Annotated in this window: 13 protein-coding genes, 1 tRNA gene and 1 riboswitch; of the genes, 8 read left to right on the top strand and 6 right to left on the bottom strand. The window is 59.4% G+C overall.

The window, feature by feature from the left end:
* Positions 1-9: 9 nt before the first annotated feature.
* Together glyA and SWE17_RS06505 are read right to left on the bottom strand one after the other, a co-directional pair.
* Positions 10-1254 carry a serine hydroxymethyltransferase gene (glyA, locus tag SWE17_RS06510; RefSeq protein ID WP_322992301.1) on the bottom strand — a complete coding sequence of 415 codons (1245 nt, stop codon included), beginning with the start codon at positions 1252-1254 and terminating at the stop codon, positions 10-12.
* Positions 1255-1306: 52 nt separating this feature from the next.
* Positions 1307-1479: riboswitch (ZMP/ZTP riboswitch) on the bottom strand.
* Between the two features lie 88 nt (positions 1480-1567).
* Positions 1568-2278, bottom strand: a complete 711-nt coding sequence (locus SWE17_RS06505) for a transglycosylase SLT domain-containing protein (protein ID WP_322992300.1) — start codon at positions 2276-2278, stop codon at positions 1568-1570.
* Positions 2279-2399: 121 nt separating this feature from the next.
* Here SWE17_RS06505 and SWE17_RS06500 point away from each other — a divergent pair, with 121 nt between their 5' ends.
* Positions 2400-2669 carry a hypothetical protein gene (locus SWE17_RS06500; RefSeq protein ID WP_322992299.1) on the top strand — a complete coding sequence of 90 codons (270 nt, stop codon included), beginning with the start codon at positions 2400-2402 and terminating at the stop codon, positions 2667-2669.
* Complete coding sequence (locus SWE17_RS06495) at positions 2653-5493, top strand: DUF349 domain-containing protein (protein ID WP_322992298.1); 2841 nt, start codon at positions 2653-2655, stop codon at positions 5491-5493. The genes SWE17_RS06500 and SWE17_RS06495 overlap by 17 nt, the downstream gene beginning before the upstream one ends.
* A gap of 80 nt (positions 5494-5573) precedes the next feature.
* On the opposite strand, the gene SWE17_RS06490 is transcribed toward SWE17_RS06495, so the two are convergent.
* The 4 genes from SWE17_RS06490 to SWE17_RS06475 form a co-directional block, all read right to left on the bottom strand.
* Complete coding sequence (locus SWE17_RS06490) at positions 5574-6356, bottom strand: UDP-2,3-diacylglucosamine diphosphatase (RefSeq protein WP_322992297.1); 783 nt, start codon at positions 6354-6356, stop codon at positions 5574-5576.
* Positions 6357-6367: 11 nt separating this feature from the next.
* On the bottom strand, positions 6368-6874 hold the full coding sequence (locus tag SWE17_RS06485; RefSeq protein WP_108286719.1) for a peptidylprolyl isomerase: 507 nt from the start codon (positions 6872-6874) through the stop codon (positions 6368-6370).
* Positions 6875-6878: 4 nt separating this feature from the next.
* The gene (locus SWE17_RS06480; protein WP_322992296.1) at positions 6879-7568 is read right to left on the bottom strand and encodes a peptidylprolyl isomerase; all 690 of its coding nucleotides are present in this window, start codon (positions 7566-7568) and stop codon (positions 6879-6881) included.
* 64 nt (positions 7569-7632) lie between these two features.
* On the bottom strand, positions 7633-8145 hold the full coding sequence (locus tag SWE17_RS06475) for a tetratricopeptide repeat protein (protein WP_322992295.1): 513 nt from the start codon (positions 8143-8145) through the stop codon (positions 7633-7635).
* Positions 8146-8395: 250 nt separating this feature from the next.
* Here SWE17_RS06475 and cysS point away from each other — a divergent pair, with 250 nt between their 5' ends.
* The 6 genes from cysS (at position 8396) to SWE17_RS06445 (ending at position 13901) form a co-directional block, all read left to right on the top strand.
* Complete coding sequence (gene cysS / locus SWE17_RS06470; RefSeq protein WP_322992294.1) at positions 8396-9772, top strand: cysteine--tRNA ligase; 1377 nt, start codon at positions 8396-8398, stop codon at positions 9770-9772.
* Entirely contained in the window at positions 9769-10416 is a 648-nt protein-coding gene (locus SWE17_RS06465; RefSeq protein WP_322992293.1) for a DNA-3-methyladenine glycosylase 2 family protein, read from the top strand. Before cysS ends, SWE17_RS06465 begins: the two co-directional genes overlap by 4 nt.
* A gap of 45 nt (positions 10417-10461) precedes the next feature.
* Entirely contained in the window at positions 10462-11436 is a 975-nt protein-coding gene (locus tag SWE17_RS06460; RefSeq protein ID WP_322992292.1) for an acetyl-CoA carboxylase carboxyltransferase subunit alpha, read from the top strand.
* Between the two features lie 29 nt (positions 11437-11465).
* Positions 11466-12455: a tRNA lysidine(34) synthetase TilS gene (gene tilS / locus SWE17_RS06455; protein WP_322992291.1), complete on the top strand. Its 990-nt coding sequence runs from the start codon at positions 11466-11468 to the stop codon at positions 12453-12455.
* Between the two features lie 72 nt (positions 12456-12527).
* On the top strand, positions 12528-13790 hold the full coding sequence (locus tag SWE17_RS06450; RefSeq protein ID WP_100173266.1) for an aspartate kinase: 1263 nt from the start codon (positions 12528-12530) through the stop codon (positions 13788-13790).
* 18 nt (positions 13791-13808) lie between these two features.
* Positions 13809-13901 (top strand) — tRNA-Ser (locus tag SWE17_RS06445).
* Positions 13902-14028: the final 127 nt, after the last annotated feature.

The raw sequence follows: 14028 nt of genomic DNA, 5'->3' as shown, positions 1-14028 counted from the left end.
GCAGCCCGATCAGCCGTAAACCGGGAAACGGCTGGTCAGGGCGTGCACCTTGGCGCGCACAGCGGCCAAGTTGGCTTCGTCCAGTGGGTTGTCGAGCACATCGGCAATCAGATGGGCCGTGGCGCGGGCTTCTTCGTCCTTGAAACCGCGGGTGGTCATGGCGGGTGTGCCGATGCGCACGCCACTGGTCACGAATGGCTTTTCTGGGTCGTTCGGGATGGCGTTTTTGTTGATGGTCATGTGGGCGTTGCCCAAGGCAGCTTCGGCCACTTTGCCGGTGATGCCCTTGGCACGCAGGTCCACCAGCATGACGTGGCTCTGGGTGCCGCCGCTGACGATGCGCAGGCCCCGAGCGGTCAAGGTTTCGGCAATGATCTGCGCGTTCTTGATCACTTGGGCTTGGTAGGCCTTGAATTCAGGCTGCAGCGCTTCTTTGAAAGCCACGGCTTTGGCCGCGATCACATGCATCAGTGGGCCGCCTTGCAGGCCGGGGAAGATGGCGCTGTTGATGGCTTTTTCGTGCTCGGCCTTCATCAAGATGATGCCGCCGCGGGGGCCGCGCAAGCTCTTGTGGGTGGTGGAGGTGACGACGTCAGCGTGGGGCACCGGGTTGGGGTACACGCCTGCGGCAATCAGACCCGCGTAGTGGGCCATGTCCACCAAAAAGATGGCGCCGACTTCCTTGGCCACTTTGGCAAAACGGGCAAAGTCGATGTGCAGCGAATAGGCCGAGGCACCGGCAATGATCAGTTTAGGCTGGGTTTCGCGGGCTTTGGCTTCCATGGCCTCGTAGTCGATGGCTTCGTTGGCGTCCAAGCCATAGCTCACCACGTTGAACCACTTGCCGGACATGTTCAGCGGCATGCCGTGTGTCAGGTGGCCACCTTCGGCCAGGCTCATTCCCATGATGGTGTCACCAGGCTTCAAGAAAGCCAAAAAGACCGCTTCGTTGGCCGATGCGCCGCAGTGCGGCTGCACGTTGGCAGCTTCGGCGCCAAAAATTTGTTTGATTCGGTCAATGGCCAGTTGCTCGGCCACGTCCACATGCTCGCAGCCACCGTAGTAGCGCTTGCCTGGGTAGCCTTCGGCGTATTTGTTGGTGAGCTGGCTGCCTTGGGCGGCCATGACGGCGGGCGAGGCGTAGTTCTCGCTGGCGATCAGCTCAATGTGGTGTTCTTGGCGGGCATTCTCGGCCTGAATGGCGGCGAACAGCTCGGGATCGGTTTGCTCAATCAATGTGTTGCGGTTGTACATGGCAGTCCTTTGGATGGATGTGACCTTGACCAAAAACGGGGGGTTCTTTGACAAGGGCTGCCCAGGCGAACGGCTGATAACCCGAGACTGGGTATGCAGACCCGTCTCGGGCTGTGCGCTTCCCAGTGGTTTGGGGTGGCCTCTTTGGCCATCGCGTTCCACGTCAGAGTGATCCTTTTCGGTCCTACCGAGCAGGGGCTCCTATCGCCAGTCGCGCACGGCGTAAGTGTAGCTCAGCCGGCAGGGATCTCAGAGACGCTCAACGGGTGAAGAACCGTCCTCGAAATCTAAGATCCACCCTGATGGCGGGTGATCATTTCCCAAAGGCTTTTTCAATCAACAGCTGCTCGGCCAGCACCCGGTCAACAAATTGGCCTTCGTCACTGAACCCCGAAGACAAGCCATAAAGCGCCAAGGCTTCTTCCAGGGAGTCGGTCTGTTGAATCAGGCCTTGAAGGTGCCGCACCCCCACCCGCACATTGGTCAGGGGGTCAAAAGCCGACAGCGTGCCGCCAAACTGCGCCAAGGTCTCGGTGTGGGCTTGCAACTCAATTTGCATCAAGCCGACTTGACCCGCAATGGCTGAGGCAAAGGGGTTGAAGCGCGATTGGACGGCCATGATGGCCAAGATCAAACTGGGTGGCAACTGGCTGCGCTCTCCCAAGACCCAGGCTTCTGCCACCATGGCGCCCAAAGGCTCCGGTGATACGCGGTATTTGCGGCTGAGCCAACGCGTCACCAGCAATTGAGTCTCGGTGAGGGTCTGAGGGTCTTTGGCGGTCGCGCGGTTGGCCGCATTCCGCTGCGGCGTGGGTTCTTGGTTTTCTGATTGACGAATTTCGAGCCAGCCCAGCAGGGCTCCGCTGGCGCTGGCTTGCAGGTCTGGCCGCGCCGAAAAGGTCAGTGTGACCAACACGACGGCCAAACCAAACAAGGCCAGGCCGTGCCGGGTGATCTCGACAAAGCCTTCGCGGACATCAATGAAAAAGGTCTTTAAACACAAGACCAAGCGGGGCATGTTCATGGCGCAGTGAAGGCTGGTTCTCAAAGGCCCCGTCACAGGGCGTCGTGATTCAAAGGTGAGCGGGGGGTGGAGGGTGCTGGTGCTTGGCTTTCAGGTCAGCGGGCGTCACCAAAACACATTCATGGCTGAGATGGCAGCTTTGAGCCAACGTTTTGCACATGCTGGGCAGATTTTAGAAACATCTAATATCGAGTCAATACTATCAAATCATATAAATAGATCTGAAGTGCATATGGAAGATGGTGCGCTGTGCAAATCACAAGAGATTGCGCCGTATTCACGCCAGTGCACCAGCTCAAGTGAAATCCCGGCGAAAATACGGGGTTGTTGTCAGTGGCTTCAGGCATTTGGCCTGCCTCCATCTGTTGACCCCGATGCCGCATTGGCATGAACCGTGTTTTAAAGTTTTTACCGTGACCTCAACCTCCAAGCCCCTTGACCTCGCTGCCCTTGACCAATCCACCGGGGGCGCATTCAATGCCATGACCTCCGGGGAGCGCAGTGCCAAGTTACGCGAATGGCTCACGACAGAACCCTCGATCGACTTGTTGGCCGAGGTCTACCGCGAAATGTCCTCCCGTGACAAAGGGGCCGCCAAACTGCTCAAGGAAAAACTCGATGAGCTCAAGCGCTTGCAAGGCCAAGACGCTTTGGCAAGCGATTGGGCCCAAAAGGCCGAGCAGTTGTTGCAGGCTTCCCGCTTGAATATTGGCGATGCCATGGCATGGCAAAGGGATGCGGCCAAAGCTGGAGCGCCGCTCTCGCGCGAGCCGCTGGCGAGTTTGAAGGTCCGTCTGGCCGAAGTGGTCAAAGGCGTCGAGGACCTGCAGCACCAGGTGATGGTGCAACGCGAAGCCGCGGTGCTGTTGGCTCAGCGCATCGAAGTGCTCTCGACCAAGCCTATCGCCGAAGCGCACACGGCGATGACAGGTTTGCAGAGTGATGTTGACCAGTGGCAAACCCAGGCACAGCAATTGACCACCAACATGGTCTGGCCCAGCGTGGACCCCAAGTTTCCAGCCCAATTGGATGCGGCTTCTAACCAATTGCAAGCGGTGTGGCAAGGTTTTTCAGCCGCATTGGTGTTGGCCCAACAAGCCCAGATCGATGCCTCAGCCCCCTTGCCATCGGTGCCAGTATGGGCCGATGAAGTTCGCCGTTTGCGCGGCGAGGTGGTGGCCGAGGTGCAGACGCCTGCTCACGGTGGTAACACGGCCCAAGCTGCGGAGGCTGCCAAAGAAGTCAAGCCTGCCAAACCCAAAATGGATGCGGCCCAACGCCAAGCCCTGCGCGAGCAAGCAGGCAAGGCTGTGACCGAAGTCTTGGAAGCCTTGGAAAAGCAGATCACCGAAAGCCAAGGCGCCGCCTTGCCCGAGGGCGCCGAAGCTTTGCGTGCTGCGCTCAAAACCCATGGCAAAAACCTGGACACCACATTGGACGAGCGCGTGCACCTGGCCTTGACGGCTGCTGGTGACGCAGAGGGCTGGCAACGCTGGCTGGCTGACCAAGTCCGCCAGAGTTTGGTGGCCCAGGCTGAAGGCCTTCTGGGCGCCGACAAAGTGCCCACCGTGGGTGGTCGCAAAATGCAAGACAAGCTGCGCCAATTGCGCGACAGCTGGAAGCAAACCGATCAAGGTGGTTTGCCCAACCATGCACTTTGGAAGCGGTTTGATGCCGCTTGCAACGAAGCCTACAAAGCGGTTTTGGTTTGGCTCGAACAGATGAAAAAAGAGTCCGCCGACCACCGTGCACAACGTGTGGCCCTCATGGACGAAGTCAAGGCTTGGTCCACGGCCAATGCAGAAAGCGAAGACTGGCGTGCCCAACTGCGTGCCTTGCACCAGTTTGCCGACCGTTGGCGCAATGCCGGCCACTTGAGCGAAAAATCGTTTGGTGAAATGCAGTCGCAATGGAAAGCCATTTTCAAAGCCGCAGCGGCCCGCCTTGAAGCGGCCCAAAAAGCCAGCGTGGAACGTCGCCATACGCTGATCACCGAAGCCCGTGAGTTGGGCGCAGCACCTGCATTGCGGGTGGACGCGGTCAAAGCGTTGCAACAACGCTGGCAGGTCGAAGCCCAAGCCGTGCCCTTGGACCGCAAGACCGAACAAAAACTGTGGGAAGTGTTCCGCGCTCCGCTGGACGATGCTTTCCAGCGCAAAGGCACCGAACGCCAAACTTCGTCGGCTCCCTTGACCGCCCGCGACCGCGCCGTGATCGATGCGTCGAAAGCCCTGGACGAAGCCAACGCTGCGGGCGATGCCAGCAAAATTCGCGCGGCCATGGCGGCTTTGGATGTGGCTTTGCGTGGCCAAGCCCAAGAGGCTCAGGCTTCGCATGTTGCCTCAAGCAATGCGCCTGCAGCGGTGGCAGTTTCTGACGTTTCCGCCGAAGAAGCGGCTGCCAAGGCAACGGCTGCTGGAGCAGACTCTGCAACGGATTTGCCTGCTGACGCGGTTGAAGCCAGCAGCAACGGCAGCGATGACACGCCGGTCGAAGCTCCTGCAGCCCCCGTGGCTCCTCCCAAACCGGCCAAGCCAGTCGTGGCGGTGCGCGGCGATGACCGTCCTGGACAGAAGAAAACCGAATCCGCCACTGGACGAGACGGGCGCGATGGTCGCCGTGATGGCCGTCCCGGCGATCGGGGTGCGCGGCCTGGTGGTGACCGTGGAACCGGCCGCTCGGGTGAGCGCGGTGGTGACCGTTTTGGCGACCGAGGCCCACGCGGCGAAGGCCGAGATTTCCGTGAAGACCGAGGCCCTCGTTTGGGCGATGCCGCATTCCGTGCGCAACGTGAAGCCATGGAGCGGGCTGAGATGTCTCTGCGCAAATTGGCCGCGCAAGCCCATGGTGAAACACTGACCCGTTTGATGAGCGCTTGGCAAGAACGCCAAGCCGATGCATTGCCAAGCGTACAAGAGTTAGGCCGTGCCATCAACGCGACCACACGCCAAGCATGGGCGCAAGCCGTCAGCGCCGAGGTCAAGACCCCGGCCGCTACCGCTTTGTTGCGCCTCGAAATGGCCGCTGAAGTGCCCACACCCGCAGACAATTTGAGCGAGCGCCGGATGCTGCAATTGCAATTGCTGACCCAGCGCAACCAACCTGGTCCCCGCGAAACCTGGGGTCAAGATGTGGCGCAGGTCTTGTCGGGTCCGCACGAAGAGGCTACCGCACGCCGTTTGCAAAACGTCTTGAAGAACCTGCTGCGCAGCTGATCGGCCCGCCGCATGCAAAACGGCCGCTTGCGAGCGGCCGTTTTTTTATCTGTACGTTTCTCTAGAAAAAGAAGACTGCTTTAGAGCCAATCGATGCGCTGTGAAGCGCCATCGCGCTGCAGCCTGAACACCTGCGCCCGCAAAGGTGCGTGGTCCAAGGACCAGTCGCTCAGCACATGCCGCTGTGCCGAGCCCAAGGCATGGTCTGCTGGTCGGTGTGTGTGGCCATGGACCAAGCAATCGGCTTGAGCTTGTGCAAGCCAAAACAGGCTCATCTCTAAATCGGCATCCGCAAAGGTCATGCCTTCGTGTTTTTGCGACTCGCTGAGTGCACGCAAACTGCGGGCGAATTCCTGGCGTTCTGCCAAGGGTTTGGCCAAAAAATCCTGTTGCCATTGGGGGCTGCGGGCTTGCAGTCTGAACGCCTGGTAGGGTTTGTCGTCCAAGCACAGGGCGTCGCCATGGCTGAGCAGGATGCGTTGCTTACCCAGTTCCAGCAAGGTAGGGTCCGTCAGAGTGGCGACGCCACAGTCGCCCAAGTAATCCGGGCCGACTAAAAAATCGCGGTTACCGTGCATGAAGGCCACATGGGCACGCTGCGCAGTTTGGCGCAAAACCTCGGCGCAACTTTGCAAAAAGGGGTCTTGGGCTGCAGCATCGTCGCCGACCCAGACTTCAAACAAGTCACCCAAAATCAGCACCGCATCGGCGGTGGTGCGGGCCATGTAGTCGCGCCAGGCTTCATACGTGGTGGTCTCGGAGGCCTGCAAATGCAGGTCCGAGATCAGGTCCACGGTTTGCCAGGTCGCTGGCGCTGTCAGCCGACCGAGGCTCGGAGCGGTGGTGCGCGGGTCAGCAGACATGATTCAGACCATCAAATGGCGACAGCTTTTTCGATCACGACGTCTTCTTTGGGCACGTCACCGTGGCCGCCGCGGTTGCCGGTTTTCACGCCCTTGATCTGGTCAACCACTTCGGTGCCTTTGACCACTTTGCCGAACACGGCATAGCCCCAGCCTTGCATAGAGGGCGCAGTGTGGTTCAAAAAGTCGTTTTTGGCGACGTTGATGAAGAACTGGGCTGTGGCCGAGTGGGGGGCCGATGTACGGGCCATGGCCACGGTGTACTCGTCGTTCTTCAGACCGTTGTTGGCTTCGTTCTCAATGGTGGCATCGGTGGGCTTTTGGCTCATGCCGGGCTCAAAGCCACCGCCTTGGACCATGAAGCCGGGGATCACACGGTGAAAAATCGTGTTGTTGTAGTGGCCCTTGTTCACATAGGCCAAGAAATTTTCGGTTGACTTGGGGGCTTTTTCAGCGTCCAGTTCGAGGGTGATGACGCCGTAGCCGGTGATGTGCAGTTCGACTTGTGGGTTGCTCATGGTGTTACTTCAACAAAGTGATGGATTGGATGACGACCGGCGTCCGTGGAACATCGGTCGGGAAGGGGCCGCCTGCGCCCGTGGGCGTATTGCGGATTTTTTGGACCACGTCCATGCCGGACGTGACTTTGCCAAAAACGGTGTAGCCGAACAGCTGGGGGGCGTTCAGCAGTTGGGCGCGTGCCACTTTTTCGTAAACACGGCCTTGGTATTCAAATTTCGCAACGGGATCACCATCCGGAATGGGCGTGGGGTCCAAAAACGCGTTGTCCACCACGTTGATGAAGAACTGCGCTGTGGCCGATTGCGGGTCGTTGGTGCGGGCCATGGCCAAAGTGCCGGTGGTGTTTTTCAGGCCTGCGGCCAGTGATTGGCGGCCTTCGTGCTGCACCGGGGCACGGGTTTTCTTTTCTTTGTACTGCGCATCAAAGCCACCGCCTTGCACCATGAAGCCCGCTATCACCCGGTGAAAAATGGTGCCGTCGTAGTGCTTGTCATTCACATACTGCAAAAAGTTGGCCACGGTTTTGGGCGCCTTGTCGGCATACAACTCCGCTTCGATGTCACCCTGGGTGGTGCTGATGCGCACTTTGCTCACGCCACCCGTCTGAGCTTGGCTGGCCATGGGCAGCCCCAGAGCCAAGGGCAGGGCCAGCGTCATGGCCAAAGATGTCAAAAAGCGGGAGCGGCGCATGAATATTCTTTCAACGGTGCAAAGTGGGGTGGTGCTGGATGGGGTGCTCAAAGGGCTTTGCCCATCAAGGGGCCGGTGACTTCAGCAATTGTTCAGCCGCCAAGCGTTTGCTCGTCACGCGGGGCTGCGGGGCAGGGGCGCGGCTGGCGTTCTGGTAGGCCTGAATGGCCAGTGCCATATAAACATCACCCAAATTTTCCAAGGCCGTGCCGTAATCGGGGCGGGCACGCACAGCCGCTTGCAGGGCTTCCAAGGCTTCGGCATACCGATTTTGGCGTGCCAGCAGGGCGGCCAGGTTGTTGTGGGGTTCTGGCAACTCGGGGTAAGACTGGGTCAGACCCTGAAGGGTGGCCATGGCCTCGGTGGTTTGGCCTTGACCGTCCTGAATGCGGCTGAGCAATAGGCGCATTTGCGGATCGGTTGGACGGGTCTTGAGGTGTTCTTGGGCTTGGGATTGGGCTTTGGACCATTGCTCTGCGACGATCAGTCGGTTCACGTCCTGGTAAACATCTGCTTGAGCACCCGCACAGAAGAGCAGCAAGAGACTGGTCAAGACGAACGAAAGAAGAGCTTGCATGCGCGCCAAAAGTGTTGAGTTCGGGCTGCCAGAAACTGGGAGCAGGACCCTCGTCGGGGATATACTGAAGGGTCATTGTAGCGGAGGGCATTCGGCCAACAGACCGGCAGCACTGCCAGTTCTCCTCCCGAAAAGCCGGGTTTGGGGCCTGCAACATGGCCTTGAATTTTCTGAATTTCCCTGAGCCGATCAGATGCCGATGCCGGACACTGTCGTGTGGGAGCTGGTACCAAATAATCTTTGATCTGACATGAGTCTGCGCATTTTCAACACGCTGAGCCGTGCTGTCTCCGAGTTTTCACCGGCCAATCCCGGCCATGTGCGCATGTATGTGTGCGGCATGACCGTGTACGACCTGTGCCACTTGGGGCATGCCCGCTCCATGATTGCGTTCGATGTGGTGCAGCGCTGGCTCAAGGCCAGTGGCTACCAGGTCACTTATGTGCGCAACGTCACCGACATCGACGACAAGATCATCAAACGTGCCCTGGAAAACGGTGAAACCATCCGCGGTTTGACCGACCGGATGATCGATGCGCTGCACCAGGACGCCGACGCCTTGGGCATTGAGCGCCCTCAGCACGAGCCACGCGCCACCGATTTCGTGCCGCAAATGCTCAGCATGATCGGCACGCTGGAGCAAAAAGGCCTGGCTTACCGAGCGGGCAATGGCGACGTGAACTATTCGGTGCGCAAGTTTGCGGGCTACGGCAAGTTGTCTGGCAAGTCGCTGGACGAATTGAATGCGGGCGAGCGTGTGGCCGTGGAGTCGGACAAGCAAGACCCGCTGGACTTTGTGCTTTGGAAAAGCGCCAAGCCCACCGAGCCAGAAGACGTGAAATGGGCCAGCCCCTTTGGCACGGGCCGCCCTGGCTGGCACATCGAGTGCTCGGCCATGGCCTGCGAATTACTGGGCCAGACTTTCGATATCCACGGCGGCGGGGCCGACCTGCAGTTTCCGCACCATGAAAACGAAATCGCCCAAAGCGAAGGCGCCAATGGCCAGCCTTTGGCGCGGTTTTGGATGCACAACGGCTTCATCAATGTGGACAACGAAAAGATGTCCAAGAGCCTGGGCAATTTCTTCACCATCCGCGATGTGCTCAAAGAATTTGATGCCGAGACCGTGCGCTTTTTCATCGTGCGCAGCCACTACCGCAGCTCGCTCAATTACAGCGATGTGCACCTGAACGACGCCAAGGGCGCCCTGAAACGCCTGTACACCGCGCTGCAGGCTGTGCCTGCTGCCGATGTACGCATCGATTGGGCTGATCCCTTGGCCGCCCGCTTCAAAGCCGCCATGGACGAAGACTTCGGCACGCCTGAGGCGGTGGCCGTCCTCTTTGAGTTGGCAGGGGAAGTCAACCGCAGCGGCTCGGCAGAGCGTGCGGGCATGCTCAAAGCCTTGGGTGGCTTGCTCGGTTTGCTGCAAACCGACCCAATGCTTTACCTGCAGGCGGGGGCCGGATTGGATGAAGCGGCCATTCAGGCCCAAATTCAGGCCCGGGCGGACGCCAAAAAGGCCAAGAACTTTGCCGAAGCCGACCGTATTCGCAACGACTTACTGGCCCAAGGCATCGTCTTGAAAGACGCTGCCACTGGCACGACTTGGGAGGCGGCTCCATGAGTGCTGCAACAACTTCTGTGATCCCCGTGACGCCCGAGTACTGGGCCGAGGCCTGTGCGCACCTGGCCAAAAAAGACCGGGTCATGAAAAAGCTCATTCCCCAATTTGGCAATGCCATTTTGGAGACCCGGGGTGACGCGTTCGTCACTTTGGCGCGTTCCATCGTGGGCCAGCAAATCTCGGTCAAGGCGGCCCAGTCGGTGTGGGACCGTTTTTCGCTGCTCACCAAGCGCCTGACGCCTGCTGCTGTTCTCAAACTCAAGGTCGACGACATGCGTGCGGCCGGTTTGTCGGCCCGCAAGGTGGAATATTTGGTCGATTTGGCCATGCACTTCAGCTCGGGCACGGTGCACGTCAAGGCTTGGCAAGAGATGGACGACGAGGCCATCATTGACGAATTGGTGGCCATCCGGGGCATTGGCCGCTGGACCGCCGAGATGTTTCTGATCTTCCACCTGATGCGTCCCAATGTGCTGCCGCTGGACGATGTGGGTTTGATCAATGGCATCAGCCGCAACTATTTTTCGGGTGAGCCGGTCAGCCGCAGCGACGCCCGTGAGGTGGCCCAGGCCTGGAGTCCCTATGCGACTGTGGCAACTTGGTATATTTGGCGCTCGCTGGACCCGGTTCCGGTGGCGTATTGAGGGCTGGACGAGGCGTCCACCCGGTTAAGAACAGAGGAGTCCCACTTGGCCAAAAAAACATTTCTCGACTTTGAGCAACCCGTTGCCGAACTCGAAGCCAAGATCGAAGAGTTGCGCTATGTGCAAACCGAGTCGGCGGTGGACATCACCCTCGAAATCGAGCAGCTGAGCAAGAAAAGCCAGCAACTGACCAAAGACATTTACAGCGACCTGACCCCGTGGCAGGTCACCAAAATTTCGCGCCACCCTGAGCGTCCTTACACGCTGGATTACATCCACGGCATCTTCACCGACTTTGTTGAGATGCACGGCGACCGCCACTTTGCCGACGATTTGTCCATTGTGGGCGGCTTGGCCCGCTTCAATGGCCAGGCCTGCATGGTGCTCGGCCAGCAAAAAGGGCGCGACACCAAAGAGCGCACCCTGCGCAACTTTGGCATGAGCAAGCCCGAGGGCTACCGCAAAGCGCTGCGCCTGATGAAGACCGCCGAAAAGTTCAAGCTGCCCGTGTTCACCTTTGTGGACACGCCCGGCGCTTACCCCGGCATCGACGCCGAAGAGCGCGGTCAGTCCGAAGCCATTGGCCGCAACATCTTCGAGATGGCCCAGTTGGAAGTGCCCATCATCACCACCATCATCGGCGAAGGTGGCTCGGGCGGCGCATTGGCCATTTCGGTGGCCGACCAGGTGCTGATGCTGCAGTACTCGGTGTATTCGGTCATCAGCCCGGAGGGTTGTGCCTCCATTTTGTGGAAAACCAGCGAGAAGGCCGAAGTGGCGGCCGACGCGTTGGGCATCACAGCCCACCGTCTGAAGGCCTTGGGTCTGATTGACAAGATCGTCAACGAACCTGTGGGCGGCGCGCACCGGGATACCGAGCAAATGGTGTCCTTTCTCAAGCGGGCTCTGGGCGATGCTTGGCGCCAAGTGGCGGACCTCAAGCCCAAAGAGCTGCTGGACCGTCGCTACGAGCGCCTGAACAGCTACGGCCGTTTCACCGATACCAAAGCCGGCAAGTAAGCGCTGAGCTGAGGCGTCTGGCTTCCCATATGGCCAAGCCATCGGCGCACCCCCTAGAACAGGCCCTGGCTGATTTCAGCCCGGGCCTTCCTTTTGCGGTGGCTCTCAGCGGCGGGGCCGATTCAACCGCATTGCTGTTGGCCTGTGCCCAGCGATGGCCAGGGCAGGTGAGGGCGGTGCACATCCACCACGGCTTGCAAGACGCTGCCGACACCTTTGAAGCCCATTGCCGTGACCTGTGTCAGCAATTGAACGTGCCTTTGGCTGTGCGTCGAGTGCATGCAGGCCATGCCCCCGGCCAAAGTCCGGAAGACGCTGCCCGAAAAGCCCGTTATGCGGCGCTGGCCGAATCGGTGCAAAGTGAATGGCCTGACGTGCAAGACATCGCGCTGGCCCAACATGCCGACGACCAGGTGGAGACTTTGCTCATCGCCTTGTCGCGTGGCGCAGGCTTGCCCGGCTTGGCCAGCATGCCGGCGCAGTGGATGCGCCAGGGCCTGAACTGGCACCGCCCTTGTCTGACCGTTCCGGGGGCAGCACTGCGCGAATGGCTCAAGGAACAAGCGCACACCCAAAGCTGGGTAGAAGACCCCAGCAACACCGACGAGCGCTACACCCGCAACCGCATCCGCGCCCGCGTCTTGCCCGCATTGTCCGAGGCTTTGCCTGCTTTTCGAGAAACGTTTGCACGCAGTGCCGCGCATGCCGCAGAGGCGCAAGAGGTGCTGAACGAGGTGGCCGCGCAAGACTTGGCCCGAGTGGGCGTGCCGCCACGCATCCAGGCGTTGCAGCAACTCAGCCGCGCCCGCCAAGCGCTGGTGTTGCGCCATTGGCTGCGTCAACACCATGCCACCACGCCCAGCACGGCGCAACTGCATGAATTGCTCGACCAAGTGGCGGCTTGCACCACCCGGGGGCACCGCGTGCACCTTAAGGTGGGGCAGGGCTTTGTTGAGCGAAAGGCCCATCATTTGGCTTGGACCGGTCAAGAAAGCGTCAGGCCGATGGGTACAATCTAGGGTTTTTCCGGGGCCAGCGACAAGGATTCTTGGCGATGCGTGTCCGGTTTCACCATCACTTGAACCTTACACATGGCTTTGATCGTTCACAAATACGGCGGCACCTCGATGGGCTCGACCGAGCGCATCCGAAATGTCGCCAAGCGCGTGGCCAAATGGGCCCGTGCAGGCCACCAGATTGTCGTGGTCCCCAGCGCCATGAGCGGCGAAACCAACCGCCTGCTCGGCTTGGCCAAAGAGCTGGCCCCCGCCAAACCTGGCGATGACTACAGCCGCGAGCTCGACATGCTCGCCTCCACAGGCGAGCAAGCTTCTTCGGCTCTGTTGGCCATTGCGCTGCAATCCGAAGGTCAACCTTCGGTCAGTTATGCAGGCTGGCAAGTGGCCATCAAGACCAACAGCGCTTTCACCAAGGCCCGCATCGAGTCGATCGATGATGCCCGCGTGATGGGTGATTTGAATGCCGGCAAAGTGGTGATCATCACCGGCTTTCAGGGTGTTGACGACAACGGCAACATCACCACGTTGGGTCGTGGCGGCTCTGACACCTCGGCTGTGGCCGTGGCCGCTGCCCTCAAAGCCGATGAATGCCTGATCTACACCGATGTGGACGGTGTCTACACCACCGACCCCCGCGTCGTGCCCGAGGCGCGCCGCCTGCACACCGTGAGCTTTGAAGAGATGCTGGAGATGGCGTCTCTGGGCTCCAAGGTCCTGCAAATCCGCTCGGTGGAGTTTGCTGGCAAATACAAAGTCCCCATGCGTGTGCTGTCCAGCTTCACGCCCTGGGACATCGACATCAACGAAGAAGCCGCATCCGGCACCCTGATCACTTTTGAGGAAGACGAACAAATGGAACAAGCCGTCGTTTCCGGCATCGCATTCAACCGCGACGAAGCCAAAATCTCCGTGTTGGGCGTGCCCGACAAGCCCGGCATTGCCTACCAAATTCTGGGCGCAGTGGCCGACGCCAACATCGAAGTCGATGTGATCATTCAGAACTTGAGCAAAGACGGCAAGACCGACTTCAGCTTCACGGTTCACCGCAACGACTACGCCAAGACCATCGACCTGCTCAAGGAAAAAGTCTTGCCCGCACTGGGTGCGGCCGAAGTTTCGGGCGACGCCAAAATCTGCAAAGTGTCCATCGTCGGCATTGGCATGCGCAGCCATGTGGGCGTGGCCAGCAAGATGTTCCGCAGCCTGAGCGAAGAGGGCATCAACATCCAAATGATCTCCACATCGGAAATCAAGACCTCGGTCGTGATCGACGAAAAATACATGGAATTGGCGGTGCGCGCCCTGCACAAAGCCTTCGATCTGGACCAAGCCTAAGTTATAATTTCACCTACTGGAAACGTGACCGAGTGGCCGAAGGTGCTCCCCTGCTAAGGGAGTATGGGGTGTAGAGCCTCATCGAGGGTTCGAATCCCTCCGTTTCCGCCAAGTAGCGTGGTTTTATGCGGCCTTTAAGTGGGTCACTTGAAAATTACCACTTCAATTACCACGAGAGTTGCAACACTCTCGTGGTTTTTTTATGCCCAATCTGCAGCAGCCAATGACGTGAAGAGTC

The organism is Limnohabitans sp. (assembly GCF_034680285.1).
Classification (GTDB): domain Bacteria; phylum Pseudomonadota; class Gammaproteobacteria; order Burkholderiales; family Burkholderiaceae_C; genus Limnohabitans_A.
Note: the sequence above shows the minus strand (reverse complement) of the source record. Positions and strands in the feature narration are given on the sequence as shown.

What these genes read in the sequence shown, in the direction of transcription:
- glyA (WP_322992301.1), bottom strand. Translation starts at nt 1,254, where the DNA reads ATGTACAACCGCAACACATTGATTGAGCAAACCGATCCCGAGCTGTTC.
- SWE17_RS06505 (WP_322992300.1), bottom strand. Translation starts at nt 2,278, where the DNA reads ATGAACATGCCCCGCTTGGTCTTGTGTTTAAAGACCTTTTTCATTGAT.
- SWE17_RS06500 (WP_322992299.1), top strand. Translation starts at nt 2,400, where the DNA reads ATGGCTGAGATGGCAGCTTTGAGCCAACGTTTTGCACATGCTGGGCAG.
- SWE17_RS06495 (WP_322992298.1), top strand. Translation starts at nt 2,653, where the DNA reads ATGCCGCATTGGCATGAACCGTGTTTTAAAGTTTTTACCGTGACCTCA.
- SWE17_RS06490 (WP_322992297.1), bottom strand. Translation starts at nt 6,356, where the DNA reads ATGTCTGCTGACCCGCGCACCACCGCTCCGAGCCTCGGTCGGCTGACA.
- SWE17_RS06485 (WP_108286719.1), bottom strand. Translation starts at nt 6,874, where the DNA reads ATGAGCAACCCACAAGTCGAACTGCACATCACCGGCTACGGCGTCATC.
- SWE17_RS06480 (WP_322992296.1), bottom strand. Translation starts at nt 7,568, where the DNA reads ATGCGCCGCTCCCGCTTTTTGACATCTTTGGCCATGACGCTGGCCCTG.
- SWE17_RS06475 (WP_322992295.1), bottom strand. Translation starts at nt 8,145, where the DNA reads ATGCAAGCTCTTCTTTCGTTCGTCTTGACCAGTCTCTTGCTGCTCTTC.
- cysS (WP_322992294.1), top strand. Translation starts at nt 8,396, where the DNA reads ATGAGTCTGCGCATTTTCAACACGCTGAGCCGTGCTGTCTCCGAGTTT.
- SWE17_RS06465 (WP_322992293.1), top strand. Translation starts at nt 9,769, where the DNA reads ATGAGTGCTGCAACAACTTCTGTGATCCCCGTGACGCCCGAGTACTGG.
- tilS (WP_322992291.1), top strand. Translation starts at nt 11,466, where the DNA reads ATGGCCAAGCCATCGGCGCACCCCCTAGAACAGGCCCTGGCTGATTTC.
- SWE17_RS06450 (WP_100173266.1), top strand. Translation starts at nt 12,528, where the DNA reads ATGGCTTTGATCGTTCACAAATACGGCGGCACCTCGATGGGCTCGACC.